The 25,527-nt window shown below is 71.4% G+C and carries 24 protein-coding genes and 1 riboswitch; of the genes, 8 read left to right on the top strand and 16 right to left on the bottom strand.

Annotated features, from left to right (window positions below; all coding sequences use genetic code 11):
- Positions 1-13: 13 nt before the first annotated feature.
- Positions 14-1,345, bottom strand: a complete 1,332-nt coding sequence (locus tag PYR72_RS39785) for an aminotransferase class I/II-fold pyridoxal phosphate-dependent enzyme (RefSeq protein WP_275459778.1) — start codon at positions 1,343-1,345, stop codon at positions 14-16.
- Between the two features lie 35 nt (positions 1,346-1,380).
- On the opposite strand from PYR72_RS39785, the gene PYR72_RS39780 reads away from it, so the two are divergent.
- A complete protein-coding gene (locus PYR72_RS39780; protein WP_275459777.1) occupies positions 1,381-2,067 on the top strand; it encodes a pyridoxamine 5'-phosphate oxidase family protein in 687 nt (228 codons plus the stop codon).
- A gap of 48 nt (positions 2,068-2,115) precedes the next feature.
- On the opposite strand, the gene PYR72_RS39775 is transcribed toward PYR72_RS39780, so the two are convergent.
- Both PYR72_RS39775 and PYR72_RS39770 read right to left on the bottom strand, forming a co-directional pair.
- Positions 2,116-3,114: an EamA family transporter gene (locus PYR72_RS39775; RefSeq protein ID WP_275459776.1), complete on the bottom strand. Its 999-nt coding sequence runs from the start codon at positions 3,112-3,114 to the stop codon at positions 2,116-2,118.
- Between the two features lie 52 nt (positions 3,115-3,166).
- A complete protein-coding gene (locus tag PYR72_RS39770; RefSeq protein WP_275459775.1) occupies positions 3,167-3,730 on the bottom strand; it encodes a Clp protease N-terminal domain-containing protein in 564 nt (187 codons plus the stop codon).
- Positions 3,731-4,123: 393 nt separating this feature from the next.
- Here PYR72_RS39770 and PYR72_RS39765 point away from each other — a divergent pair, with 393 nt between their 5' ends.
- Positions 4,124-4,552: an SRPBCC family protein gene (locus PYR72_RS39765; protein WP_275459774.1), complete on the top strand. Its 429-nt coding sequence runs from the start codon at positions 4,124-4,126 to the stop codon at positions 4,550-4,552.
- A 123-nt stretch (positions 4,553-4,675) separates the two neighbouring features.
- Here the strand turns inward: PYR72_RS39765 and PYR72_RS39760 are convergent, their stop codons facing one another.
- Positions 4,676-5,323 carry a PadR family transcriptional regulator gene (locus tag PYR72_RS39760; RefSeq protein WP_275459773.1) on the bottom strand — a complete coding sequence of 216 codons (648 nt, stop codon included), beginning with the start codon at positions 5,321-5,323 and terminating at the stop codon, positions 4,676-4,678.
- A gap of 101 nt (positions 5,324-5,424) precedes the next feature.
- Here PYR72_RS39760 and PYR72_RS39755 point away from each other — a divergent pair, with 101 nt between their 5' ends.
- From PYR72_RS39755 to PYR72_RS39745, 3 genes are all read left to right on the top strand, one after another.
- A complete protein-coding gene (locus PYR72_RS39755; protein ID WP_275459772.1) occupies positions 5,425-6,096 on the top strand; it encodes an HAD family hydrolase in 672 nt (223 codons plus the stop codon).
- 9 nt (positions 6,097-6,105) lie between these two features.
- Positions 6,106-6,885 carry an SDR family oxidoreductase gene (locus PYR72_RS39750; RefSeq protein WP_275459771.1) on the top strand — a complete coding sequence of 260 codons (780 nt, stop codon included), beginning with the start codon at positions 6,106-6,108 and terminating at the stop codon, positions 6,883-6,885.
- Positions 6,886-7,010: 125 nt separating this feature from the next.
- On the top strand, positions 7,011-7,820 hold the full coding sequence (locus PYR72_RS39745; protein ID WP_275459770.1) for a PhzF family phenazine biosynthesis protein: 810 nt from the start codon (positions 7,011-7,013) through the stop codon (positions 7,818-7,820).
- Positions 7,821-7,903: 83 nt separating this feature from the next.
- Here PYR72_RS39745 and PYR72_RS39740 read toward each other — a convergent pair whose 3' ends face one another.
- Both PYR72_RS39740 and PYR72_RS39735 read right to left on the bottom strand, forming a co-directional pair.
- A complete protein-coding gene (locus tag PYR72_RS39740; RefSeq protein WP_275460641.1) occupies positions 7,904-8,671 on the bottom strand; it encodes a type II CAAX endopeptidase family protein in 768 nt (255 codons plus the stop codon).
- Positions 8,672-8,794: 123 nt separating this feature from the next.
- Entirely contained in the window at positions 8,795-10,309 is a 1,515-nt protein-coding gene (locus PYR72_RS39735; RefSeq protein ID WP_059080783.1) for a hypothetical protein, read from the bottom strand.
- 570 nt (positions 10,310-10,879) lie between these two features.
- On the opposite strand from PYR72_RS39735, the gene PYR72_RS39730 reads away from it, so the two are divergent.
- Together PYR72_RS39730 and PYR72_RS39725 are read left to right on the top strand one after the other, a co-directional pair.
- Positions 10,880-11,464 carry a hypothetical protein gene (locus PYR72_RS39730; protein WP_275459769.1) on the top strand — a complete coding sequence of 195 codons (585 nt, stop codon included), beginning with the start codon at positions 10,880-10,882 and terminating at the stop codon, positions 11,462-11,464.
- A gap of 389 nt (positions 11,465-11,853) precedes the next feature.
- A complete protein-coding gene (locus PYR72_RS39725; protein WP_013005137.1) occupies positions 11,854-12,054 on the top strand; it encodes a DUF5999 family protein in 201 nt (66 codons plus the stop codon).
- Between the two features lie 115 nt (positions 12,055-12,169).
- Here PYR72_RS39725 and gcvP read toward each other — a convergent pair whose 3' ends face one another.
- Positions 12,170-15,055: an aminomethyl-transferring glycine dehydrogenase gene (gene gcvP / locus PYR72_RS39720; RefSeq protein WP_275459768.1), complete on the bottom strand. Its 2,886-nt coding sequence runs from the start codon at positions 15,053-15,055 to the stop codon at positions 12,170-12,172.
- 172 nt (positions 15,056-15,227) lie between these two features.
- Positions 15,228-15,324: riboswitch (glycine riboswitch) on the bottom strand.
- Positions 15,325-15,447: 123 nt separating this feature from the next.
- On the opposite strand from gcvP, the gene PYR72_RS39715 reads away from it, so the two are divergent.
- Complete coding sequence (locus PYR72_RS39715; RefSeq protein WP_275459767.1) at positions 15,448-15,816, top strand: PRC-barrel domain-containing protein; 369 nt, start codon at positions 15,448-15,450, stop codon at positions 15,814-15,816.
- 78 nt (positions 15,817-15,894) lie between these two features.
- On the opposite strand, the gene PYR72_RS39710 is transcribed toward PYR72_RS39715, so the two are convergent.
- From PYR72_RS39710 to PYR72_RS39670, 9 genes are all read right to left on the bottom strand, one after another.
- Positions 15,895-17,247, bottom strand: a complete 1,353-nt coding sequence (locus PYR72_RS39710; protein WP_275459766.1) for a DNA polymerase IV — start codon at positions 17,245-17,247, stop codon at positions 15,895-15,897.
- A gap of 123 nt (positions 17,248-17,370) precedes the next feature.
- Positions 17,371-18,054, bottom strand: coding sequence for a MerR family transcriptional regulator (locus PYR72_RS39705; RefSeq protein WP_275459765.1), 684 nt, complete (start codon positions 18,052-18,054; stop codon positions 17,371-17,373).
- A 259-nt stretch (positions 18,055-18,313) separates the two neighbouring features.
- Positions 18,314-18,787: a bifunctional nuclease family protein gene (locus tag PYR72_RS39700; protein ID WP_005475662.1), complete on the bottom strand. Its 474-nt coding sequence runs from the start codon at positions 18,785-18,787 to the stop codon at positions 18,314-18,316.
- An 84-nt stretch (positions 18,788-18,871) separates the two neighbouring features.
- Positions 18,872-19,627: a MerR family transcriptional regulator gene (locus tag PYR72_RS39695; protein ID WP_275459764.1), complete on the bottom strand. Its 756-nt coding sequence runs from the start codon at positions 19,625-19,627 to the stop codon at positions 18,872-18,874.
- A 41-nt stretch (positions 19,628-19,668) separates the two neighbouring features.
- Entirely contained in the window at positions 19,669-20,640 is a 972-nt protein-coding gene (locus tag PYR72_RS39690) for an FHA domain-containing protein (protein WP_275459763.1), read from the bottom strand.
- Positions 20,641-20,701: 61 nt separating this feature from the next.
- Positions 20,702-21,583, bottom strand: a complete 882-nt coding sequence (locus PYR72_RS39685) for a DUF881 domain-containing protein (protein ID WP_275460640.1) — start codon at positions 21,581-21,583, stop codon at positions 20,702-20,704.
- A 5-nt stretch (positions 21,584-21,588) separates the two neighbouring features.
- Positions 21,589-21,921 (bottom strand): small basic family protein, encoded by a 333-nt coding sequence (locus PYR72_RS39680; protein ID WP_009343209.1) that lies wholly within the window; start codon positions 21,919-21,921, stop codon positions 21,589-21,591.
- The gene (locus PYR72_RS39675; RefSeq protein ID WP_275459762.1) at positions 21,918-22,823 is read right to left on the bottom strand and encodes a DUF881 domain-containing protein; all 906 of its coding nucleotides are present in this window, start codon (positions 22,821-22,823) and stop codon (positions 21,918-21,920) included. Before PYR72_RS39675 ends, PYR72_RS39680 begins: the two co-directional genes overlap by 4 nt.
- A gap of 98 nt (positions 22,824-22,921) precedes the next feature.
- Positions 22,922-25,417, bottom strand: a complete 2,496-nt coding sequence (locus PYR72_RS39670; protein ID WP_275459761.1) for a mannose-1-phosphate guanyltransferase — start codon at positions 25,415-25,417, stop codon at positions 22,922-22,924.
- Between the last annotated feature and the right edge of the window lie 110 nt (positions 25,418-25,527).

The following is a 25,527-nucleotide window of genomic DNA, read 5'->3' as shown; positions in this document are numbered from 1 at the left end:
CTGCCGGGCGCCCTCACACCCGGCCGCCACCGGAGCCCGGCCGCACCGCCGAAGCCACCGCCTCCGCCACCCTCCCGATCTCCTCCTCGGTGAGGGCGGAGACCGTGATCCGGATCCCCGGCGGGGCGCTCATGCGGAAGCGTGCGCCGGGCGCCACGGCCCACCCCGCGTGGAGCAGCCGGGCGACCGCGCCGGTCTCGTCCGGGACCCGGATCCACACGTTCATCCCGCTGACCCCGTGCGCCTCGACCCCGTGCCGGGCGAGGGCGCCGATCAGCGCGTCGCGCCGCCTCCCGTACGCCGCCGCCACGGCCGCGGCGTCCACCGCGCCGCCGGTCCACAGCCGTACGACGGCCCGCTGCACCAGCCGGCTCACCCAGCCCGGCCCCAGCCGTTGCCGGCCCCGGACCCGGTCGACCGTGACGGCGTCCCCGGTGAGCACCGCGACCCGCAGGTCGGGGCCGTACGCCTTGGCGACCGACCGCACGACGGCCCAGCTGCGGGTGGCCCCGGCGAGAGGACGCAGGGGCTGGGCGACGATCCGGTGGCCGTGGTCGTCCTCGATGAGCAGGGTCTCGGGATACTCCTCCAGCACGGACCGCAGGGCACGCGCCCGTGCGGCGCTCACGGCCGCGCCGGTGGGGTTCTGCGCGCGGTCGGTGACGATCAGGGCCCGCGCCCCGGCCTCCAGTGCCCCGCGGACGTCGTCGGCGAGCGGCCCCTCGTCGTCGACGCCGACCGGCACCACGCGCAGCCCGAGCGCCGGTACGAGGTCGAGCACGCTGCCCCACCCCGGGTCCTCGACGGCGACGGCGTCCCCGGGCTTGAGGTGGGCGGCCAGGACGCGTTCGATCGCGTCGAGCGAACCGGAGGTGACGGCGACCGGCCCGTCCGGCACCCCGTCGGCGTCCAGCTCGGCCCGCGCGATGCGGGCCAGCTCGGGCTCCACGGAACCCGCCCCGTACAGCACGGGCTCGCGGTCGCCCTGCCGGGCGGCGGCCGCGAACGCCTCGGCGAGGGACGGCAGCAGGGCGGTGTCGGGATTGCCGCCGGCCAGATCCCGGACGCCCTCCGGCACCTCCACCCGGATGTACTCACGGCCCGTCGTCGCCGGCCGGGGCCGCACACGGCTCCCCCGCCGGCCGGCCGTCTCGATGACCCCGCGCTCGCGCAGCGTGCGGTAGGCGGCCGCGACGGTGTTCGGGTTCACCCCGAGCCTCTCCGCCAACTCCCGCATGGGGGGCAGTAGCTGACCGGGGGTCAGCTCGCCCGCCCCGACCGCCCGCTCGACGCTCGCCGCGATATCCGCCGCGCGCCGCCCGGTGACCATGTATTCTCCTAGCACAAACCAAACTATGCACTAGTGCAATGGGGAGCGCAATGACGGGGACACCACAGCCGACGACACCGGCGGCCGCCGCCTACCACCCCACCGACCGCACCGCCCCCACCCGGGGCAGGGAGAAGGCGTCGTACGACAAGGAGCTGGTCCACGCGATACTCGACGAGGGGTACGTCTGCCATCTCGGGTTCGTCCGTGACGGCGCCCCGGTGGTGCTGCCCACGCTGTACGGCCGGGTCGGCGAGACGCTCTACGTGCACGGTTCGACGGGTTCGCGCCCGCTGCGGATGACGGGCCAGGCCGACCCGGGGCTCCCGGTGTGCCTGACGGTGACCCACGTGGACGGGCTGGTCCTGGCCCGCTCCGCCTTCCACCACTCGATCAACTACCGCTCGGTGGTGGTGCACGGCATCGCCCACGAGGTCACGGACCCGCAGGAGCGGCGGATCGCCCTGGACGCGCTCGTCGACCACGTCGTACCGGGCCGCTCGCGGGACTCCCGGCCCGCCAACCCCAAGGAGTTCGCGGCCACCGCCGTGATCCGCCTCGACCTGAACGAGGTCTCGGCCAAGACCCGCACCGGCGGCGTCAACGAGGAACCCGAGGACCTCGCCCTCCCCCACTGGGCCGGCGTCGTCCCCCTGCGCAAGGGGTACGACACTCCGATCCCGGAGCCCGACCTGCCCGCCGGCACGGAGCTCCCGGACTACCTCAGGACCCTGTAGGACGCGCCCCCGGGCCCGCCTCGACGGCGAGGCGCCACCCCGGGGCCTTCAGGGGCGCACCGACAGTTCCGGCTCGGCCTCCTCCGCGACGGTCCCGGCCGGCGGTCGCGGCACCGTCTCCCCCACCGCGGACCGCTGCGCGACGAACGCCCCGACCAGCACCACCCCACCGCCCAGGATCTGCGGCGCCGACAGATGCTCACCCAGCAGCACCCACGCGAGCACCGTCGCCACGACCGCCTCCAGGCACCCCACGACCCCGGCCACCTGCGGCGACAGCCGCCGCACGGCCACCACCCCGGTCCCGTACGCGATCACCGTGGCGAGCAGCACCACCCAGCCGAGCAGCACCCACGCCGGAACGGCCGTACCGTCCATCGACGCGTCGCCCCCGAGCACTCCCCATTCCATGCCCCACGGCCGCGCCACCACCGTGAGCACCGCGGCGCCGACCAGCAGCCCGTAGGCGATCACCCCGAGCGGATCCGGCGCCCCGGCCCCCTCGTCGCCGCCCTGGTCGGACAGGACGAAGTACCCGGCCTGACAGCAGGCGGCCCCGAACGCCAGCAGCAGCCCGAGCGGGTCGAAGCTCAGCCCCGACCAGATCTCCACGACACAGGCGAGGCCGCCGACGGCGAGGACGACACCGACCGCGGCGGCCCGCGTCACCGGCCGCCGCTGCACGAACCGCACCCAGCCGAGGACGATGGCCGGTCCGAGGTACTCCACGAGGAGCGCGACACCGACGGGGATCCGGGAGATCGAGGCGAAGTAGAACGCCTGCACACCGGCCACGGCGAACAGTCCGAACCCGACGAGCAGCGCGGGCCGCCGACGCACCAGATCGCGGTGACGCACGGCCAGCGGCAGCATCACCAACGCGGCACCGACGACCCTCAGCCACACCACGTGCAGCGGGTCGAGCCCGGCCTCGATGAGCGGCTTGGCCGCCGTACCCGATCCGCCGAAGGCGACCGCGGACCCCAGCGCGAGCACCAGCCCGACGCCACGCCCGCGATGCCCCTGACTCCCCTGAGACGTATGCACCGCCCCATGATGTCAGCCGACGACAGTAGCGTCATCCCCGATGACTCCTGTCTCAATGGCTGGACGGGGGCGGAGCGTCATCGGCCGCGCCGCCGTCGTCGGTCTCCGCGCCACCGTCGCCGGTCTCCCCGCCGCGCTCCGCGGCGCCGCCCCCGCCGGCCTGTGCGATGCGTCGCGCCACCACCTCCCCGTCGACCCCGACCTTGCCCAGCACCTCCACGGCCCGCGAACCACCCGCCACGACGAGCACCGCGAGGAGATCGACGCAGTGGGCCGACACCGCGCCGCGCAGCACGGCGCGGTCGTACGCCCGGGTCATCGCCCGGGACGCCACGGGCGACCAGCCCGGCCTGCCCGGCCCGCCCGGGACGGCGCCGGCGTCCTCGACACCGACCCGCCAGCGCAGCCCGTACCCGATGCTGCGCTGCACGAGATAGCCGAGGAGCCGGGCGACCTGCGGACCGTCGAAGACGGCACGGACCTCCGGGTCCGACTCCACGAGGGAGTGCAGCAGATGGGCGGTGTCGATCTGCCGGTCCCCGTCCCGCAGGGCCCGTCTGCGCGCACCGGCGACCACCGAGGCCAGCTCATCCGTGAGCCCGCCCTCGATCTCCACGCGATCCGGACCATGGTCTACGGCCGACTGCCGGGGAATACGGGGTAGCACGCCTCCCACCCCATCAGCCCCGGCACCCCCGGGGCATCCACGGGAGGAAGCATTTTCGCCTCCGGCACAGGTTGCGCGAGGAGGAGCCGCCTCTCCTCCCTACGGATGAGATCCCACCCGCTCGTCTCAGGGGCCGCGCGCCGCCCCGCCCCGCGCCCGGCGCGGCACCGGACCGGCAGGTGACGTGGACATCCGCCCCACCGGCGACCGACCACCGGCGACCGACCACCAGCCACCGACCACCAGCCGCCGGCCACTTCCTGACGGTTCATCAGTATTGAATGTTCCGGGCCCCGAGGCTACGTTCCGCGACACCACCGTCCGAGACGAAGGGGTTGTCGCATGGCCGACGTCAGCGCCGAGGCACGCATCGAGGCACCCGCCGAGCAGGTCTGGGCCCGGCTCGTCGACTGGCCCTCGCACGGCGAGTGGAACACCACCCACACCGGCTTCCCCAAAGGCGGCCCCGACGCTCTCGCGGTCGGCGGCACGTTCCAGGAGAACCTGAGAATGATGGGCTTCCCCGCCGAGGTCGAGTGGACCATCGCCGAACTGGAACCCGCCCGCACCCTGGCCCTCCGCGGCAAGGGCCCCATGGCGGTGGATCTCGCCACCCGCTACACGCTCACCCCCGACGGCGACGCCACCACGGTCCGCATCGACGGCCGGTTCACCGGCGCCGCCGTCTCCCTGATGGCGGGCAAGCTCAGGGACTCCGCCACGGCCGCGCTCGCCGAGTCCTTGCGCAAGCTCGGCGGCCTCGTGACCTGACCGCACGCCCGCCCGCACCCCCACTCGCCGCTCCCCGCCCGCAGGCCCCACGCACACGAAAGCGCCCCGCGGAGATTCCTCTCCACGGGGCGCCCTCTCGTAGCGGTCACCCGCACACTGCCGTCAGTCCTCGTCGGCGAGGATGAGGTACAGCTTCTTGCGGGCTTCGTTGATCACCGTCAGCGCCTTGTCGCGCTGGTCCTTGTCACCGGTCTTCCAGACCTGGCCGAACGCCTCCATCAGACCGAAGCCGGCCTGCCGGATCTCACTCAGCGCCTCCCAGTCGACCCCGCGCGAGGCCTCTTCCCAAGGGGCCTCGGGCCCCTCGTCGGCCGCGGCGCGGCCGGCCTCGGTGAGCGAGAACAGCTTCTTGCCGCCCTCGGTCGCACTGGCGATCAGCCCCTCGTCCTCCAGCAGTTGAAGGGTGGGGTACACCGAACCGGGGCTGGGCTTCCACGCCCCGCCACTGCGCTCGGCGATCTCCTGGATCATCTCGTAGCCGTGCATGGGCCTGTCCTTGAGGAGGGCCAGGATCGACGCGCGCACGTCGCCCCGCCTCGCCCTCCCCCGAGGGCCGCCCCGGCCGCGCCCACCCCAGGGGCCCCCGCCGAAGGGTCCGAACGGTCCGGGGCCACCTTGGCCCGGCCCGAACGGCCCGAAGGCGGCGCGCAGCGCCTCGGCGTCACCTCGGCCGCGGGGGTGCTCCCCACCACGGCGTCCATGTCCACGCTCGAATCCGAAGTCCTGTCCACGGGAACGCATCGCAATCACTCCATTCCATCGTTGATCTGTCGCGATGTCTCAACGATATATCGGGACCTGTCGTCTGACAACCCCCGATGCGAGCACACCTTCGTGATCTACTGCCGCGCATGCCTCTGCTGCTGCTCGACCTGGACAACACCCTGATCGACCGCGACGCGGCGTTCCGGGCCGCCGTGGCCGCCTTCCTGCGCGCACACGGCCTGCCCGCCACCGATCTGCCCTGGGTGACGGCCGTCGACGGGGGCGGCCACACCCCGCGCCACGAGGTCGCCACCGCCCTGTCCGAGCGGTATGCGGGCGCGGTACCGCCCGAAGCCGTCCGCGTCCTGCTCGACACCGGCGCCGCCGACCGCGTGGTCCTGGCTCCGCCCGCCCGCGAGGCACTCGACCGCGCACGCGGCGGAGGCTGGACCTGCGTGATCGTCACCAACGGGCGAACCGTCCAGCAGGAGACGAAGATCCGCCGCACCGGGCTCGACCGGCTCGTGCGGGGCTGGGTCGTCTCCGAAGCCGTCGGCCACAGCAAGCCCGAGCCGGAGGTCTTCCACGCGGCGGCCGCCGCGGCCGCACTCCCTCTCGCCGGTGCCTGGGTCGTCGGTGACGCGGCCCACGCCGACATCGCGGGCGCCGACGCCCTCGGCCTGCGCAGCGTCTGGGTCGCGCACGGCCGCCCCTGGACGGAGGCCGCCTACCGGCCCACCCACATCGCCGCCGACGTCACCTCCGCCATCGACCACGTCATCGGCACCGGGAGACGATCCGCCGAGGCACCCCTCTAGGGTTCGGGAATGATCTCCGACAGCTATCTCTCCGCCCTGTTCTCGCTGGACGGCCGAGTCGCCGTGGTGACGGGCGGCAGCTCCGGCATCGGCCGGGCCATCGCCTCGGCTCTCGCCCGGGCCGGGGCGAGCGTGGTGATCGTCGCGCGCAAGGAGGCCGAGCTGACAGCGACGGTCGACGAGCTGACGGCGGACGGCTGCCGGGCGGCTTGGGTGAGCGGCGACCTGAGCACCCGTGCCGGTGTGCGCGCGGCGGCCGAGCGGGCGGTCGAGGCGTTCGGGGAGCCCGACATCCTCGTCAACAGCGCCGGCGTCAACCTGCGGCCGCCGTTGGGCGAACTGGACGAGGACGTGTGGGACACCACCATGGCCGTGAACCTGGACGCGCCCTTCCTGCTGGGCCAGCGCTTCGGCCCGGGCATGGCCGAGCGCGGCTACGGCCGCATCATCCACATCACCTCGCAGCAGGCGCACCGGGCCTTCGTCCGCAGCGGCGCGTACGGAGTCTCCAAGGGCGCGCTGGAGTCGCTGGCCCGTTCACAGGCCGAGGAGTGGTCGCCGCACGGCGTCACCTGCAACACCCTGGTCCCCGGCTTCGTCCCGACCCCCCTCAACACACGGCTCTCGTCCGACCCTGAGAAGGTGGCGGCCCTCGCCGCCCGCACCCTGGCCGGACGCAACGGCGTGGCCGAGGACTTCGCCGGTGCCGCCGTCTTCCTGGCCGGCCGCTCGGCCGGTTACCTCACCGGCCAGTCGGTCTTCGTCGACGGCGGCTTCTCCGTCCACTAGCGGGCCGCAGCCGCGCGTGGGACGGGCCGACGGGCCGACCCACGCGCGACTGGCCCCCGAAAACCAGTCCAGCATCCCGAGATTGGCCTTGGTCCGCCGCTCCACCGACGCCCTAGCGTCGTCCCATGCGCATTCGTATCGTGGACGCCTTCACCGACCGCCCCTTCTCCGGCAACCCGGCCGGAGTCCTCCTCCTCGACGCGTTTCCGGAGGACGCCTGGCTGCAGGACGTGGCCAGAGAGGTCAACCACGCCGAGACCGCGTTCGCCCATCCCCTCCCGCCGGGCGGCGAGGCCGACTGGGCACTGCGCTGGTTCACGCCGGTCGCCGAGGTGGCCATGTGCGGCCACGCCACACTGGCCACCGCACACGTCCTGAACAGCACGAACGCCCATGAAGGCCCCGTACGGTTCGCCACGCGCAGCGGCGTCCTCCTCGCCACCCCCCGCCCGGACGGCTCGCTCACCCTCGACTTCCCGACCGCGCCCCTCACCCCGGTCGCCGTCCCGGACGGGGTCGCCGGGGCGCTGGGCGCCGAGCCGCTGAACGCGGTCGACACCGGTCCGAACGTGGGCGACCTCCTGGTGGAGCTGGCCGACGAGAAGACGGTCCGGGGTCTCGCCCCCGACCTCCGGTCCCTCGGCCGCTACTCCGAGCGCGGCATCATCGCCACGGCCCGCGCCGAGGACCCCGCCGCCGGGTACGACTACGTCTCGCGGTGCTTCTTCCCGAACCTCGGCATCGACGAGGACGCCGTCACGGGCAGCGCCCACACCGCGCTCGCCCCCTACTGGTCCGCGCGCCTGGGTGCCCCGGACCTCACCGGCCTGCAGGCGTCCCCCCGCTCCGGCCGCGTGCGCACCGAACTCCGCGGCGGGCGCACCCTGCTCTCCGGGCGCGCGGTCACGGTCATCGACGGCGAACTGACGGCGTGACCGTACGGCCGCCTCAGACCGCACCGAGGGCGTGACGGTACGGCCGCCTCAGACCGAACCGACGGCGTGACGGTCCGGCCGCCTCAGGCGGTGGGCAGCCAGCCCACCTTCCCCGCCAGCAGCGCGTACCCCACGAACGCCCCGATGTCGAGCAGCGAGTGGGCCACCACGAGCGGCCCCACACGCCCCCACCGCCGGTACAGGTAGACGAACACCACGCCCATCACCATGTTGCCGACGAAGCCGCCGATGCCCTGGTAGAGGTGGTACGACCCGCGCAGCACCGAGCCGGCGGCGAGCGCGGTCCCCGGTGACCAGCCGAGTTGCTGGAGCCGGCGCAGCAGGTACGCGAGCACGATGACTTCTTCGAGGACCGCGTTCTGGATCGCGGAGAGGATCAGTACGGGGTACTTCCACCACACCTCGGGCAGCGCCTCCGGCACGACCGTGAGGTTGAACCCGAGGCCGCGGGCCGCCAGATAGAAGGCGATGCCCGTACTGCCGATCACGGCGGCGACCGCCGCGCCCCGGCCGAGGTCGAACCACGGCTTCGTCCGGTCGAACCCGAGGGTGCGCAGCCCGGCGCCCTCACGCAGCAGGAAGTGCGCGACCAGGGCGACCGGGACCAGGGCGGCGGTGATCCCGAACAGCTGCCACGCGAGGTCGAGCCAGGGCCTGCCCGGCGCGGCCGAGGCGTTCATGGTGGCCGCCTGGTCCTTCAGCCCGCCCGGCTTGGTGACCGATCCGATGAAGCTGATCAGCGCGGACACCCCGCTCGCGCCGAGCGAGACCCCGAGCACGAGCAGTGTCTCGTCCCGCAGGATCCGCCGGCCCGGCCGCTCCCACGGCACCGCGCCCTCCGCCGCCTCCGCCTGCCCCTGCACCCACGCCTCCAGTTGTCCGGCCCCGCCGAGGGTCCATCATGACCCGCGGCGGTCCGGGACTTTCCGGCGGCTGCCCCTGCGAGCGGCTCCTCAGCCCAGCGGCACCGGCTCCGGCAGCCCGACCGGCCAGCTGTGGACGGGCTCCCCGGAGTGCATCAGCTCGCCGTAGCGCTTGGTGGTGGCGGCCAGCGCCGCGTCCCGTCCCAAGCCCTTGGCCAGCGCCCGATGGAACGTTTCCACCTGCCAGGACGCCCCGTTGGCCCGTCGCCGGCAGCGCTCCTCGATCACGCCGAGATAGAAGTCCCGGTCGGCCGGCTCGACCCCCCAGGCGTCCAGTCCGACCTCGGCGAGCGGCAGCAGCTCGTCGCGCACGAGGTTCACGGCGTCCACCGGCCCCACTCCGCCGTACCGCCCCCGGGGCCACTGCAGCCGTGCGTCGATCCCGTGGCGGCACGCCTCGTCGAAGTTGGCCGCGGCGGCCTCGAACGGCAGCCGGGTCCACACGGGCCGCGACTCCTCCGCCAGCGCGCGGACGACCCCGTAGTAGAAGGCCGCGTTCGCGATCACGTCCGTGATGGTGGGCCCCGCGGGCAGCACCCGGTTCTCGACCCGCAGGTGCGGGACCCCGTCGGCGATGCCGTAGACGGGACGGTTCCAGCGGTAGATGGTGCCGTTGTGCAGGGTGAGTTCGGCGAGCGAGGGGGTGCCGCCCGCGTCGAGGACGGCGATCGGGTCCTCGTCGTCGCAGATGGGCAGCAGGGCCGGGAAGAAGCGCAGGTTCTCCTCGAAGAGTTCGTACGCCGAGGAGATCCACCGTTCCCCGAACCAGGTGCGCGGCCGCACCCCCTGGGCCTGGAGCTCGGGCGGCCGTGTGTCGGTGGACTGCTGGAACAGGGGTGGCCGCGACTCCCGCCACAGCTCGTGCCCGAACAGGAACGGCGAGTTGGCCCCGATGGCGACCTGTGCGGCGGCGACCGCCTGGGCGGCGTTCCACACATCCGCGAACCGGCCCGGCGTCACCTGCAGATGCAGTTGCACGGAGGTGCAGGCGGCTTCCGGCGCGATGGACTTCGAGGTGCAGACGAGCCGCTCCACCCCGTCGATGTCCAGGGTGAAGTCCTCGCCGCGGGCGGCGACGATCTGGTCGTTCAGCAGGGTGTAGCGGTCGCCGGCGGAGAGGTTCGAGGAGACCAGGTCGTCGCGGCCCAGCGTGGGGAGAATGCCGATCATCACGATCCCCGCGCCCACCTCGACCGCCTTGCGGTCGGCATAGGCGAGGGAGGTGCGCAGCTCCTCGGAAAGCTGGTCGAATACCCGGCCGCCCAGCCGGTGTGGAGCTATGTTGACTTCCAGATTGAACATGGCGAGTTCTGTTTGGAAGTCTCGGCTCGCAATGCGTTCGAGTACTTGCGCATTCATCATTCTCGGCAGACCGTCGCCGTCGACGAGGTTCAGCTCGATCTCCACCCCCATGAGGTTCCTGGGGCGGTCGAACCGCTTCTCCTCCAACAGCCGCGCCAGCCCCGTCAGACACTGCCGGAGCTTGTCGCGGTACTGCTGGCGATCGGAGAGGCCAAACGGCCCCGCCACGACCTTCTCCCCCATCGAAGTGTCCTTCCTCGGATGGGCGGGCCGACGTCTCGGCCGCGGGGTGTACCGGGTCCACGGTTCATGATGCCCAGGCAGAGCCAGCGATAACGTCCCACGCTCGACCAGCACACGCTAGGCTGAGCGCGGTCTTCTCCGACCTTATTTCCCCGGCATGCTTCTGGCACATTCACCGGGCAAGAAAGAGTACGCGCTTTCTGGGCGAGGGGCTTTCGTGAAAAGCGCCGACGAGAACCGGCCGTCCCGTACGCGACGGTAATCCGAGGTCACCGGCGCACCCCCACCGAAAATAAGGGTGGCCCGCTTGTTCCGGCGACCTGATACAGCCTTGTTCTTCATATCCGGAACGGCTAGACGAAACACTGCGTGAACACGTGTCGTATAAACTCTGCAAACGAGGCTGAGAGGCGGCACCCGCGGTCCTCGGTCCTGCCGTCGGACCACCGCGGCGGACCCCACCCACGCACCGGACCCCGGGCACCCGTCTCTTCGATCCCAGAGAGCTGACAGCGCCGTCCGCCCCCGCCCTCGCGTCACCGTGCCTGCCGAATGGAGAGGCCACTCACCATGCCGCTGCATGTCCCCCCGGCTCCCGCGCCCGCCCTGCGCACCGTCCTCACGGCCCTCGGTTCTCCCACCGCCGTCCACGAGGCGCGCACTCCCGCCCTCAAGAACGCGCAGGGTCCCGTCACACCCGAACTCCCGCTGCCCGTCCACGTGCTCGACCGGATCACCCCGGAGGGGACGGGCACCGCCCGGCTCACCGGATGGCGGTTCCTGATCCGCTGCGGCGACCGCGCCGTGGCCGCCGCCGAGACCCGGCTCACCCCGGACGGCTGGGCGTTCTCGCACTTCTTCGAAGGCCCGTACATCGCCTCGACCGAACTCGCCCTGCGCCAGGCCGATCTCATGCAGCAGCCCTACCAGCCGCGCCTGCTGTCGGTGCCCGAGCTGTACATGCTCACGCTCTGGCTGCACGCCGACCCCACCGCCGACGCCGCCGGCGGGCACCCGGCCCCGGCCGACGTCCTGGTCCCGCTGGCGCCCGCGCCACCCGGCATCGCCGCCCACCGGCCGCACCCGGCCGCCGATCTCCTCCCGGTGCTGACCACCCGGCTGACACCCGCACCCCTGCTGGGTTCGCCCGCCTGAAAAACCGGACCGCACCACTCCCGCCCCGTCACCGATATACGGTGACGGGGCGCTCATTCACCGCTACGCGGAATTACCGCTCTTACGGGCGCCAAAACGCTCGTACGAGCCATTCCCACGCCTTCCCCCGCACCGGACTAGCCCCATCCGACCATGGCGCACCACCCGAAAGGACAGTGCGGCACGGATGAACCATCCGGGCGGGCGCTGCGTCATCAACCTGTGAAGAAGTCGTGCTGCGAAATGCCTGCGGATTCACGCTCGTGGGGCAACACTGGGACCGGACCGATTTATCACAACGGGGGGCGGCCATGAACGGGGCTTCACGCCGCGGGACAGACAAAACAGCCATCTCAGACCAGACGACCGACCGAAAGATCCCAACAACCATGTGCCAGCACCAGCCACTGTGCCCGACTGCCGAATCCGCCGACCGGGAAGGCGCCCGTCTCGTGGCGCACCACCCGGAGCAGGGATGGAGCCTGCTCTGCAACGGCGTTCTGCTCTTCGAGGACACCGGTGAGCTCCTGCCGGACGGCCAGATCATCGCGCCGCACCGCCCGATGGGCACCGTGGTGACCGCCGCCTGAGCCGCACTCACGTGCGCGCAGGGCGAGCGTCCCGCCCAGGACGCCCGCCCGGACAGAAGAGGGGCCGGCCGGAGAAGCACTCTCCGAACCGGCCCCGACGCGTGTCCGACCGCGACTACGCTTCGTAAGCGTCCAGCGGCGGGCAGGAACAGACCAGGTTCCGGTCGCCGAACGCCTGGTCGATCCGGCGCACCGGCGGCCAGTACTTGTCCGCGCGCGAGACCCCGGCCGGGAAGACCGCCTCCTCACGCGTGTAGGCGTGGTTCCACTCCCCGCCCAGCGCACCCGCGGTGTGCGGGGCGTTGCGCAGCGGGTTGTCGTCCGCGGGCCACTCGCCCGAGCCGACCTTCTCGATCTCCGCGCGGATCGCGATCATGGCCTCGCAGAACCGGTCCAGCTCCCCGAGGCCCTCGGACTCGGTCGGCTCGATCATCAGCGTCCCGGCGACCGGGAACGACATCGTCGGCGCGTGGAAGCCGTAGTCGATCAGCCGCTTGGCGATGTCGTCGACGCTCACGCCGGTCGACTTGGCCAGCGGCCGCAGGTCGATGATGCACTCGTGCGCCACGAGCCCGCCCGGACCGGTGTAGAGCACCGGGTAGTGCGGCTCCAGCCGCTTGGCGATGTAGTTGGCGCTGAGCACCGCCACCTGCGTGGCCCGCTTCAGCCCCTCACCGCCCATGAGCCGGACGTACGCCCAGGAGATCGGCAGGATGCCCGCCGAGCCCCAGGGCGCCGCCGAGATCGGTCCGACGCCCGTCTCCGGCCCTGCCGCGGGCTGCAGCGGGTGGTTCGGCAGGTACGGCGCCAGGTGCGCGCGCACCGCGACCGGTCCGACCCCGGGCCCACCGCCGCCGTGCGGGATGCAGAACGTCTTGTGCAGGTTGAGGTGCGAGACGTCGCCGCCGAAGTGGCCCGGCTTGGCCAGACCCACCAGCGCGTTGAGGTTGGCGCCGTCGACGTACACCTGGCCGCCCGCGTCGTGCACCTGCGCGCAGATGTCGGCCACGTGCTCCTCGAACACGCCGTGGGTCGACGGGTACGTGATCATGAGCACGGACAGCTCGTCACGGTACTGCTCGATCTTCGCCCGCAGGTCCTCGACGTCGATCTCGCCGTCGTCGGCGGTCTTCACGACGACGACCTTCATCCCGGCCATGACGGCGCTCGCCGCGTTGGTGCCGTGCGCGGAGGACGGGATCAGGCACACCGTCCGCTGCTCGTCACCGTTCGCACGGTGGTACGCGCGCACGGCCAGCAGCCCCGCCAGCTCACCCTGCGAGCCCGCGTTGGGCTGCAGCGACACCTTGTCGTACCCGGTGGCCTCCGCCAGCCGCTCCTCCAGCTCACGGATGAGCGTGAGGTACCCCTGCGCCTGCCCGGCGGGCGCGAACGGGTGCAGCTGCCCGAACTCGGGCCACGTCACCGGCTCCATCTCGGTGGTCGCGTTGAGCTTCATCGTGCAGGAGCCGAGCGGGATCATGCCCCGGTCCAGCGCGTAGTCCCGGTCCGCGAGCCGGCGCAGGTAGCGCAGCATCGCGGTCTCGGAGCGGTGGTCGTGGAACACCGGGTGCGCCAGGTAGTCGTCCGACCGCAGCAACCCCTCGGGCAGCGTGTCCGCGGCGGAGGCGTCCAGCGCCTCCACGTCGCCCTCCACGCCGAACGCGGCCCACACGGCGCCCAGCTGCGCCCGCGTGGTGGTCTCGTCGCAGGAGACCGACACCAGGTCGGCGTCCACGAGATGCAGGTTCACGCCATGTTCCCGCGCGGCGGCCACGACCTCGCCGGCCCGCCCCGGCACCCGCACGGTGAGCGTGTCGAAGTACGACCCGTGCACGACCTCGATGCCACCGGCCGCGAGCCCCGCGGCCAGCACGGTGGCGTACCGGTGGGTACGGCGGGCGATCGTCCGCAGCCCCTCCGGCCCGTGGTAGACGGCGTACATGCCGGCCATCACCGCGAGCAGCACCTGCGCCGTGCAGATGTTGCTGGTCGCCTTCTCCCGGCGGATGTGCTGCTCCCGCGTCTGCAGGGCGAGCCGGTACGCCTTGTGCCCGTCCGCGTCCACGGACACCCCGACGAGCCGTCCGGGCAGGCTGCGCGCGAACTTCTCCTGGACGGCCATGTAGCCCGCGTGCGGCCCGCCGAAGCCCATCGGCACACCGAAGCGCTGCGTCGTGCCCACCGCGATGTCGGCGCCCAGTTCACCGGGCGAGGTCAGCAGGGTCAGGGCCAGCAGGTCGGCGGCGACGGTGACGAGCGCGCCGAGTCCGTGCGCCTGCTCGACGACCGGCTTCAGATCCCGTACGACACCGGAGGCGCCCGGGTACTGCAGCAGCACGCCGTTGATGTCCCGCGCGGCGATGTCGGCGGGGATGCCCTCGCTCAGGTCGGCGACGACGACCTCGACGCCGGCCGGCTCGGCGCGGGTCTCGATCACGGCGATGGTCTGCGGCAGCGTGTCCGCGTCGACGAGGAACAGGCCCTTCTTGTTCCTGCCCATGCGCCGCGACAACGCCATGGCCTCGGCGGCGGCGGTGCCCTCGTCCAGCAGCGAGGCGCCGGAGGTGGGCAGCCCGGTCAGCTCGGCGACCATGGTCTGGAAGTTCAGCAGGGCTTCCAGCCGCCCCTGGGAGATCTCGGGCTGGTACGGGGTGTAGGCGGTGTACCAGGCCGGGTTCTCCATGACGTTGCGCAGGATGACGGGCGGCGTGAACGTCCCGTAGTACCCGAGTCCGATCATCGAGCCCAGCACCTGGTTGCGGTCCGCGAGCGAGCGCAGCTCGGCGAGCACCTCGGCCTCGGTCCGCGCGCCGGGCAGGTCCAGCGCCTCGGCGTTCTTGATCACATCCGGGACCGCGGCCGCCGTCAGCTCGTCCAGCGAGCCGTAGCCGACGTGCGCGAGCATCTTGGCCCGGGCCCCGGCGTCCGGGCCGATGTGGCGCCGCTCGAAGGGGATGCCCTGTTCGAGCTCGGAAAGCGGAATGCGATGGGCGGTCATTGCGGAGGCCTCCTGGTCTGACACGACCTTCGAGGGGCACCACGGCACGGGCACCCCGACGGCCTCCCCCTCTGTCATCTCAACCTGAGAGCTTCACCGGTCCAGGTGCGGACCGGCTTTCACCGTCGGTGAGAGCGGGAGCCGTGACACCCGCCCTGCTTTCCAGAGTGACCTCGTCCGCGCGGTACGTGGGCCTGAGAGATTCCGGGGAGGATTTGCTCCTTCGGCGCCTCCGGATGGTGTCCGGAGGACTCTCCCGCACGGGGTCGACAGCCGCTGCCAGCGTATCAGCGCGGGCAACGCACAGGTCTTCGAGTGGCCGCTCCCCTCAATGTGCCTTTTCGTAGGGGTGAGAGACGATGTACCACCCCTTGCGACCACTTGGAGGGCCCGTGCAGACCGACATCGATCCGCGCAACCTGATCGGCCGCAAGGCGTTCGACCGCAAGGGCACCAGGATCGGCACGGTGGACGAGGTCTATCTGGACGACGCCACCGGCATCCCCGAGTGGGCCGCGATACGCATGGGCCTCTTCGGCCGCGACGCCTTCGTCCCCCTGGAGCCCAGCGAACTGGTCGACGGCACCCTCCGCGTCCCCTTCGAGCGCGCCCTGATCAAGGACGCCCCCGACTTCGGCGTGGGCCGCCACCTCTCCCCCGAGCAGGAGCTCCAGCTCTACCACCACTACGGCCTGGACATCGCGCCGCCCCCGCCCCTCGACCACGACTTCGGGCACGTCACCGGCCAGGACGACACCTGAGCGTTCCCACGACACACACGCCACAGGACACCACCGGACGGCCGAAGCGCCCCCACACGGTCCGATGCCGCCCGGCTCTCACCCCGGTACCGCGCCCGGCACCAGCGGCAACGGCTCCGCCGGCTCCAGCGCCTCGTCGTCCGTCCTGAACGTCCGCACCCGCCCCGGCCCGGCGTCGAGCGGCGTCTCGAACCGCACGGTCACCCGCCCGAGCCCGCTGCCCTGCACCCATCCGTGTCCGTACTCGGTGTGCCGTACATCGTGCCCGGCCCTCCACAGCCGCTCCCCGCCCGTGTGCTCCTGCACCGCGGGTACCTCCACGGCTCCCTCGGTGTCCGCCTCCACCGGCTCCGGTTCCCCGGCGGCCTGGGCGAACAGGTCCTCCTGCGTGTAGTCGGCCAGGCCGCTCACCCCGACGCCCAGCAGTCGTACCCCGCCGGTCGTGTCCACGGCCTCCAGCAGCCGGGCGGCGGCCTCCCGCACCACGGCGGGATCGTCCGTGGGCCCCCGCAGCGTCTCGGACCGGGTCAGGGTGGAGAAGTCGTACCGCCGCACCTTCAACTGGATCGTCCGCCCCGAGAGCCCGGCCTCCCGCAGCCTGCGCACACACCGCTCCGCGAGCCGCTGCACCTCCATGCGCACCCGAACCCGGTCATGGATGTCCACGTCGTAGGTGTCCTCCACCGACACCGACTTCGTGTCCCGCTCGGCGACCACCGCCCGGTCGTCCCGCGCCAGCGCCATCGCGTACAGCCCGTGCCCGTGGGCCTTCCCGAGCAGCCGTACGACCTCGTCCTCGCCCGCCTCGACGATCTCCTCGACCGTGGTGATCCCGGCGCGCCGCAGATGGTCCCCGGTCGCGGGTCCCACGCCCGGAAGGATCCGCACGGACATCGGCCCCAGCAACGCCCGCTCGGTTCCCGGCTCGATGAGCACCAGCCCGTCCGGCTTGGCCTGCTCGGAGCCGATCTTCGCGAGCATCTTGGAGGCCGCGAGCCCCACGGACCCCGTCAGCGCGGTCAGGGCCCGTATGTCCGCGCGCAACCGCTCCCCCGCCAGCCGGGCCGACCTGGCGTCCCAGGCCGCGTCCCCGGCCTCCAGATCCACGAAGGCCTCGTCCAGGCTCAACGGCTCCACCAGCGGCGACAGAGCCCGCAACAGCCCCATGACCTGATCGCTGATCGCCCGGTAGAAGGGGAAGCGCGGCGTGAGGTACGCGGCGTTCGGCGCGAGCCGGCGCGCCTGCGCCATCGGCATCGCCGAGTGCACCCCGAAGACCCGCGCCTCGTAGGAGGCGGTGGCGACCACTCCGCGCGGCCCCAGCCCGCCGACCACAACGGCTTTCCCCCGCAGACTCGGCTTCGACGCCTGCTCCGCCGAGGCGTAGAAGGCGTCCATGTCGAGATGCAGGATCGTGGGCGCGGTTCTCACATCTCCGATGCTGCCCTACGCCACTGACAATGCCCCGCACACCGGCTCCACCGGCCACGCCTGTACTGAGAACCGTCCCCGCCCCCGGACCGGCCGACCCGGACGCGCATCCTCCGGAGCCCTTCAGACCGCCCGGTTCCGGCGCCGCGCCAGCTCGTCCGCCGGATTGTGGCCCACGAGCGTCTCCCCCGTGTCGACCCGCTCCCCGTGCAACTGGGAGAGAGCGCTTTCGACGTCACGCCAGACGACCCCCACGGCGATCCCGAAAACCCCCTGGCCGCCCTGGAGCAGGGCGTGGACCTCGTCGGGCGACGTGCACTCGTAGACCGTCGCACCGTCGCTCATGAGCGTCATCCGCTCGAGATCGCTGAAGCCCCGCTCCCGCAGGTGCTGGATGGCGGTGCGGATGTTCTGCAGCGACACCCCCGTGTCGAGGAACCGTTTCACGATCTTCAGGACGACCACGTCCCGGAAGCTGTAGAGGCGCTGCGTCCCCGAGCCCTGGGCGGACCGCACACTCGGCTCCACCAGGCCCGTACGGGCCCAGTAGTCGAGCTGACGGTAGGTGATGCCGGCGGCCGCGCACGCGGTGGGACCGCGGTAGCCGACCTTCTCGTACGGCTCGGGCGCCGCCTCGGCGCTGTCCTGCACGGCCGTGGGCCGCTGCGGGGCGTGACCCGCCGGGCCGCCCTGATGGGGGTCCCCCCAGCTCGGGCGCGTCCGAGAGCCCGGGGGAGGGTACGGGCCGCCGCTCCCCAGCCTGCGTCCGGGGGCACCCCCAGCCGTACCGTCGCCGCTGCTTCTCACGCCGACCTCCGTCCTTGACCTGCCTCATCGACGGTAGGCAGCCACCACGGGTGCGTCAACGACCATCGCACTCGCCACGCCGAGTGATAATCACCCTGAGAGTGGTTTCGCGTGCCCTCCCGCGGGGAAAGGCTAGCCGAATGCGCTCCCGCCGAGCCGCCCCGGCACACCGCACCGACGCGCCCGCCACCAACGGCGGCAGGCAGCGTCAGGACCCGTCAGCCCCGAAGGACGACTCCGTGCGACCGTCCGCCCGGCCTCACTGACTGTTCGTCCCGAAGTCCTCGGGCGAGATCTGGTCGAGGAACTCGCGGAACTTCTCCACCTCGTCCTCCTGCTCGTCCGGGATCGCGATGCCCGCGTCGTCGAGCACCCCGTCACTGCCGAAGATCGGCGTCCCGGTACGCAGCGCCAGCGCTATGGCGTCGGAGGGCCGGGCACTCACCTCGACACCACTGGCGAAGACCAGCTCCGCGTAGAAGACGCCCTCACGCAGATCCGTGATGCGCACTTCCGTGAGCTCCTGGCCGACGGCCTCCAGCACGTCCTTGAACAGGTCGTGGGTCAGCGGTCGCGCGGGGGCCATGCCCTGCTGGGCGAAAGCGATCGCCGTCGCCTCCCCCGGCCCGATCCAGATGGGGAGGTAACGGTCGCCTCCCACTTCGCGCAGGAGCACGATCGGTTGGTTGGAGGGCATTTCCACCCGGACACCTACGACATCGAGCTCGTTCACACAGCAACCCTAGGCCGTGCTCGGGATGTTTGGGTAGTCGGGCCCGGATCGGCCGGCCGATCCGCCACGGGCGAACACCACACCTCAGCGCGACCGCACACCCAGCGCACCGCGCACGAGGGCGGCGTGCAGCTTGACCGTCAGCCCCGCCAGCTCCCTCGCCCGCTCCTCCGCATGCGCCCTGGTCTGCGGGTTACGGTGCCGGCGCAGCGGCGCCACCACCTGGTCGACGAGCCCCGCCTCACGGTCGGCGGCGGCCCGCATCACCCTCAGATGCCGGGGCTCGATACCGAAGCGCCCCAGTTCGACCACAAGCGTGGCGATGGTGAGAACGTCGGCGTCGTACGACCCGTCCGGCAGCGCGGCCACCAGCCCGTACGACTCCCACTCGGCGAGCTGCTCCTCGTCGATGCCGGCGCCGGCGATGAACTCGCCCCGTCCGATCCGTGCGGCCGCCGGCTCCTCGGGCCCGCCGAACAGCTCGCTCAGGCGCTCTCCGTCGCCCACGTCCCGCTGCCGCCCCACGGACGGCAGCCGGACGTCCTCCCCGCGCTCCAGGGCCTCCAGATGCTCACGGATCACCTTGAGCGGCAGATAGTGGTCCCGCTGCATCCTGAGGACGTGTCCGAGGCGCTCGACGTCCCCGGCACTGAACTTCCGATACCCCGAGGGGGTCCGCTGCGGCTCGATGAGCCCCTCGGACTCCAGGAAACGGATCTTGGAGATGGTCACCTCGGGGAACTCGTCACGCAGTGCGTGGAGAACCGTGCCGATGCTCATCAGGTCACTGTCCGCGGCGGCGGTGCCGTGGTCGGCACCACCGCTCGTCGTTCGAAGCATGGACCTTCCCTGGGGTTCCCCGGAGCCGGTCCGGGGGAGGGTCAGTAGCCCCGCTGGCTCGCGTAGAAGACCAGCCGGTACTTGCCGATCTGCACCTCGTCGCCGTTGTGCAGGGCGACCTGGTCGATCCGCTCGCGGTTGACGTACGTCCCGTTCAGGCTGCCGACGTCGGCGACCGTGAACGAGCCGTCCTGGGCCCGCCGGAACTCCACGTGGCGACGCGACACCGTCACGTCGTCGAGGAAGATGTCGCTCTGCGGGTGACGGCCGGCCGTGGTGAGGTCGCCGTCCAGCAGGAAGCGGCTGCCCGCGTTCGGACCGCGGCGCACGACCAGGAGCGCCGAACCGAGCGGCAGCGCGTCGACGGCGGCCTGCGCCTCGGGAGAGAGCGCCGGCAGCTGCGTCTGGCCGGTGACCTCGGAGTCGTAGGCCTCCAGGCCGGAGATGGAGATGGTCGAGGTCGTCTCGGACGGACGCTCGGCGGTCGCGCCGGCCCGCAGCGGAGCACCGCAGTTCGAGCAGAAGCGGCTGTTCTCCGCGTTGCGGTTACCGCACCTCGTACACACCAGGGCCGACATCGACGGATCCTCCTGCCGCGGCTGCCCCGCCGGGGCATGGGACGCATAAGGGTCTGAGCTGAACCCTCCACCCGTACCTGAGGTTGACGGTTCCCCGAAACCTATGCGGCCCGACTGCGCAGGGTCAACAGACGGCGCGCCCTGACCTCCCGAAATGTCACCCCCCGGACCAGCGACCTGGTCCCGGAACATGGGGCGCTCGCCACCCTGGCCCTCCGCTTCGGAAGGCTGCGCGCGATGGCGGGAGGTCGCGTTGTCGCTGCCCTCTCGCGCGCTCTTGCCGAACAACTTCGCAAACAACTTCACGGGCGATTCCCCTTGACCGAAACAGACCCGCCCGTGGGGCAGGACGAACCCTGACTGAACACACCGGCCGACCCGGACAACCTCACAACGTCCGTATCCACCAGACAGTTTCCACCACGCACCACCCATTCGGTGCGCCGACCCCCCGCAACCTCATGCCCTCGCCGGACGGGCCCCATGCACCTGCGCTTCACCGGGAGGACGACCGAGCGTAGTCAGGCCGCTTCGCTGCTCGCAAGGCGTCCACGACGATCTTCTCCGCCCGCCGCACGGTCACGGTGGCCTGCTCCTTCTCCAGTGTCTGCACCACGCCTCCGGGGATGTTCAGTGCGGGCTCCAGGTCCTTCGGGTTGCCGATGACCTTGAAACGAAAAGGCTGGGTGATCTTGTTCCCGTCGACGCTGATTCCCTCACCCGCATCGGTGAGATAGGTGCTGGCCACGACCCGTACGCCGTTCACCTGGATCGCCTCGGCGCCGGCCGCGCGCAGCTCCTGGATGGCGTCGAGCAACATGTCCGCCTCGACCGTTCCCTTCGTGTCGTCCACCGTCAGTGTGATGCCGGGTCCCTGCGCCGCCACCGTGCCCGCCAGAATGCCGAGTTGCCGTTCCTTCTCGACGGTCTGCCTGCGCGCCTCCTCGGCCTGGTCCGAACTGTTCTCCAGCTCGGTGCGCTGATCCTCGAGACCCTGCTTCTCCTCCTCCAGACGCTGCGTACGGTCATCGAGTTCATCGAGGATGCGTACGAGATCCTCCTGACGTGCTCCGCGCAGCGCGCTGTCGTCGTTGGTGGAGGCCACCTGGATCGCCAGTCCGAACCCGAGGCCGAACAGCAGCAGCGCCACGATGAGTTGGGCGCGGGTGAAGCGCGGCGGCCACAGTCCCTGCGCCAGGCGCTGCCGTCCTGTCCGGCTGTCCTTGTCGTTCTCCTCCCGGGGAGCCTCACCGGGCTCCTGGGCGGCCGTGGAGGGCACCTCCTGGGGGAGCTCCCGGCGCAGCCTCGTCGTCGGCGCGTCGTCCTCTCCCCTGCCCACGGTCGGCTCGGGGCCCGGCGTCTCGTCCCGCCCGTTCATCGGCCTCACGCCCGGAACACGTGCCGGCGGATCGCCGCGGCGTTGGAGAAGATGCGGATACCGAGGACGACCACGACGCCCGTGGACAGCTGGGCGCCGACGCCCAACTTGTCGCCGAGGAAGACGATCAGGGCGGCCACGACGACGTTCGACAGGAACGAGACCACGAAGACCTTGTCGTCGAAGATGCCGTCCAGCATCGCGCGCAGGCCGCCGAAGACGGCGTCGAGCGCGGCGACCACGGCGATGGGGAGATATGGCTCGACGACCGCCGGTACCTCGGGCCGGACCAACAGTCCGGCCACGACTCCGAGGACGAGGCCCAGTACGGCGATCACGATGTGCCCTTCTCTGTGCTGGGTTCTGCTGTTCGTACGATCACGCTCGGCGCGGCCGGCACCTTGATGTCGTCCTCGACGGAGATGGTCGGCCTGATACCGAAGTTCTCCTTGAGGGCATGCAGGTACAGCCCGTCGGGGCTGTTCTGGAACCGGGTGCTCAGCCGCTGCCCGTCGCCCACCGCGAGGACCGTGTAGGGCGGCGCGAGTGGCTTGTTGTCGACCAGTATCGCGTCCCCCGCGGCCCTGATCGCCGACAGCGCGGTGAGCCGCTGTCCGTTGATCGAGATGGCCTCGGCGCCCGACGCCCACAGGCCGTTGACCACGCGCTGCATGTCCCGGTCGCGCACCCGGCCGGTGTCCGAGAACCCGGAGGTCTCGCGCGGGTCTCCGTCACCGCCCCGGGCGGCGTCCTTGGAGTCGTTGACGACGAGCCGGACCCCGGGGCCGTGCACCTCGACGGCGCCCGACAGCACGCTCACCAGGTCGTTCCCGTGACGGCCTCCGCCGTCCTCCAGCGCCTTGCGCTGGCGCGCGCTCACGTCGTCACGGAGCGCGTCCACGGACGTCTCCAGCTCGTCCGCGGTCGTCGTCTCCCGCTGGATGCGGTCGATGAGTTCCTCGCGCTCCTTGGCCACCACGGGAGCGCTTATCCGCGCCTGCGCCGCCCCCACCGTCACCACGAGCGCCGCCAGCACCAGGCCGGCCGCGAGCCCCAGCTTGGCCCGCACCGTCTTGGGCATGCCCTCGGCGCCCGCGGCCTTCCTGCGGGCGGCGGCCTCGGCGTATCCGTCGTCGAGGCTGTGGTCCATGACGTTGGTGAGCAGCGACATGGAGGCGTCCGGACGCGACGGGCGCGTGGGTGTGCTCCGAACGGGGGGCTGCTGCGGCATGCCGCACATCGTCGCACGTCGCGACCACTACCTCCGAACGGCCCCACCGGCGTGCCGGACAGGCCCCGTTGGGGGCACTTGTCCGGCACGCACGCGTACGGGGCCGTTCAGCGTCCGGCGCTGTCCACGACCGCCGACCACTCGTCGAGCAGGGCCTGCGCGGAGGCGTCGTCGGGCCCCTCGGCCCACAGATGGGTGACGGCCTCGGCCGGGTCCGGCAGCACCATCACCCACCGCCCGTCGGTCTCCACGACCCGCACACCGTCGGTCGTGTCGACGAAACGGTCACCGGCCGCCTCCACGACCCGGCGCATCACCAGGCCCTTGACGGCCCACGGGGTGGCGAGGTCCCGCTTGAGGACGTGCGCCCGCGGAATCCGCGCGTCGATCTGGCTGAGCGTGAGCTGCGTCCGTGCCACGAGCCCGATGAGCCGTACGAAGGCCGCGGTCCCGTCGAAGACGCTGCTGAACTCCGGCACGATGAACCCGCCGCGCCCGTCACCACCGAAGATGGTCGTCTCGTCCCCACCGACCCGTGTGAGGTCGTCCGGCGACGTGGTCGTCCACTCGACCTGGGTGCCGTGGTACGCCGCGACCTGCTCACCGATCCGGGTGGTGGTCACCGGCAGCGCCACCCGGCCGCTGCGCCGCTCCGCCGCCACCAGGTCGAGCATGACCAGCAGGGCCCGGTCGTCCTCGACGATCCGCCCCTTCTCGTCCACGAGCGACAACCGCTCACCGACGGGGTCGAACCGCACACCGAACGCCGCCCGCGAGGACGCCACGATCTCACCGAGCCGCACCAGCCCGGAGCGCCGCATGTCACCGGTCTCCGTCGGCCTCGACTCGTCGAGACCCGGGTTGATCGTCAACGAGTCGACGCCCAGCTTGCCGAGCAGACTGGGCAGCACCAGGCCGGCGCTTCCGTTGGAGGCGTCCACGACGACCTTGAGCCCCGACTCGGCGATGCCGGTCGTGTCGACGTTGCGCAGCAGCGACCCCGTGTACGAGTCGAACACGCTGGCCGGGAAGTGCAGGTCCCCGATCTCCCCCGGGAACGCGCGCCGGTACTCCTGCCGCGCGAACACCCGGTCCAGCTTGCGCTGACTGCCCTGCGAGAGGTCGGCCCCCTGCCCGTCGAAGAACATGATGTCGACCGAGTCCGGCACCCCGGGCGTCGTCCGGATCATGATCCCGCCGGCACTGCCCCGCGCGGTCTGCTGCCGGGCCACCGGCAGCGGCACGTTCTCCAGGTCCCGGACGTCGATGGCGCTGGCCTGCAGCGCCGAGATGACCGCCCGTTTCAGCGCACGGGCGCCCCGGGAGTGGTCGCGGGCGGTGGTGACCGTGGAGCCCTTCTTGAGCGTCGTGGCGTACGCTCCGGCCAGTCTGACGGCCAGTTCGGGGGTGATCTCCACGTTCAGGATTCCGGAGACACCACGGGCGCCGAACAGGTGCGCCTGACCCCGGGACTCCCAGATCACCGACGTGTTGACGAAGGCGCCGGCCTCGATCGTCTTGAAAGGGTAGACGCGGACGTTTCCCTGGATGATCGATTCTTCGCCGACGAGGCACTCGTCGCCGATCACCGCGCCGTCCTCGATCCGCGCCGCCCGCATGATGTCGGTGTTCTTCCCGACCACGCATCCGCGCAGATTGCTGTGCTGCCCGATGTAGACGTTGTCGTGGACCACGGCCTTGTGGAGGAAGGCCCCGCTCTTCACGACGACGTTCGAGCCCACGACGGTGTGCTCCCGGACCTCCGCGCCGGCCTCGACCTTGGCGTAGTCCCCGACATACAGCGGACCGCGCAGCACGGCGTCCGGATGCACCTCGGCACCTTCGGCGATCCACACCCCGGGCGACAGCTCGAACCCGTCGATCTCGACGTCCACCTTGCCCTCGAGCACGTCGGCCTGGGCCTTGACGTAGCTCTCGTGCGTACCGACATCCTCCCAGTAGCCCTCGGCGACGAAGCCGTAGACCGGCTTGCCCTCCTTCATCAGCTGAGGGAAGACGTCACCGGACCAGTCGACGGGGACATCGGCCTCGACATAGTCGAAGACTTCGGGCTCCATCACATAGATGCCCGTGTTCACGGTGTCCGAGAAGACCTGCCCCCAGGTCGGCTTCTCCAGGAACCGCTCGACCTTGCCTTCCTCGTCGACGATCGTGATACCGAATTCCAGCGGATTCGGCACCCGCGTCAGGCAGACGGTGACCAGCGCGCCCTTTTCCTTGTGGAAATTGATGAGCTCGGTGAGGTCGAAGTCCGTGAGGGCGTCGCCGGAGATGACAAGGAAAGCGTCGTCCTTCAGCGCCTCCTCGGCGTTCTTCACGCTCCCCGCGGTACCGAGTGGCTTCTCCTCGTTGGCATAGGTGAGCTCCATCCCGAGCTCCTCGCCGTCACCGAAGTAGTTCTTGACGAGTGACGCCAGAAACTGGACTGTAACGACGGTCTCATTGAGCCCATGCCTTTTGAGCAGCCTCAGCACGTGCTCCATGATCGGGCGGTTCGCCACGGGCAGGAGCGGCTTGGGCATGCTCGAGGTCATGGGGCGAAGGCGTGTGCCTTCGCCTCCGGCCATCACGACGGCCTTCATGTCGGAAGCGTCCTCCTTGAAGAGACGACGGTCTAGCCGACTTCACCCGTCCGGATTGTCCCGCACATTTTCGAAGCGGGCCATCTGGCCACCTACGGCCGCCCCATCGG

Origin of the sequence: Streptomyces sp. VNUA24 (assembly GCF_029167005.1) — a bacterium.
Taxonomy (GTDB): Bacteria; Actinomycetota; Actinomycetes; order Streptomycetales; family Streptomycetaceae; genus Streptomyces; species Streptomyces scabiei.
The sequence above is the reverse complement of the archived record's forward strand: the minus strand, read 5'-3'. Positions and strand labels throughout refer to the sequence as shown.

Coding starts and splice junctions, on each gene's coding strand:
- PYR72_RS39730 (WP_275459769.1), top strand. CDS start 10,880: ATGCCGCTGCATGTCCCCCCGGCTCCCGCGCCCGCCCTGCGCACCGTC.
- PYR72_RS39750 (WP_275459771.1), top strand. CDS start 6,106: ATGATCTCCGACAGCTATCTCTCCGCCCTGTTCTCGCTGGACGGCCGA.
- PYR72_RS39675 (WP_275459762.1), bottom strand. CDS start 22,823: ATGTGCGGCATGCCGCAGCAGCCCCCCGTTCGGAGCACACCCACGCGC.
- gcvP (WP_275459768.1), bottom strand. CDS start 15,055: ATGACCGCCCATCGCATTCCGCTTTCCGAGCTCGAACAGGGCATCCCC.
- PYR72_RS39690 (WP_275459763.1), bottom strand. CDS start 20,640: ATGGGTGGTGCGTGGTGGAAACTGTCTGGTGGATACGGACGTTGTGAG.
- PYR72_RS39670 (WP_275459761.1), bottom strand. CDS start 25,417: ATGAAGGCCGTCGTGATGGCCGGAGGCGAAGGCACACGCCTTCGCCCC.
- PYR72_RS39780 (WP_275459777.1), top strand. CDS start 1,381: ATGACGGGGACACCACAGCCGACGACACCGGCGGCCGCCGCCTACCAC.
- PYR72_RS39725 (WP_013005137.1), top strand. CDS start 11,854: ATGTGCCAGCACCAGCCACTGTGCCCGACTGCCGAATCCGCCGACCGG.
- PYR72_RS39735 (WP_059080783.1), bottom strand. CDS start 10,309: ATGGGGGAGAAGGTCGTGGCGGGGCCGTTTGGCCTCTCCGATCGCCAG.
- PYR72_RS39765 (WP_275459774.1), top strand. CDS start 4,124: ATGGCCGACGTCAGCGCCGAGGCACGCATCGAGGCACCCGCCGAGCAG.
- PYR72_RS39695 (WP_275459764.1), bottom strand. CDS start 19,627: ATGCTTCGAACGACGAGCGGTGGTGCCGACCACGGCACCGCCGCCGCG.
- PYR72_RS39685 (WP_275460640.1), bottom strand. CDS start 21,583: ATGAACGGGCGGGACGAGACGCCGGGCCCCGAGCCGACCGTGGGCAGG.
- PYR72_RS39745 (WP_275459770.1), top strand. CDS start 7,011: ATGCGCATTCGTATCGTGGACGCCTTCACCGACCGCCCCTTCTCCGGC.
- PYR72_RS39755 (WP_275459772.1), top strand. CDS start 5,425: ATGCCTCTGCTGCTGCTCGACCTGGACAACACCCTGATCGACCGCGAC.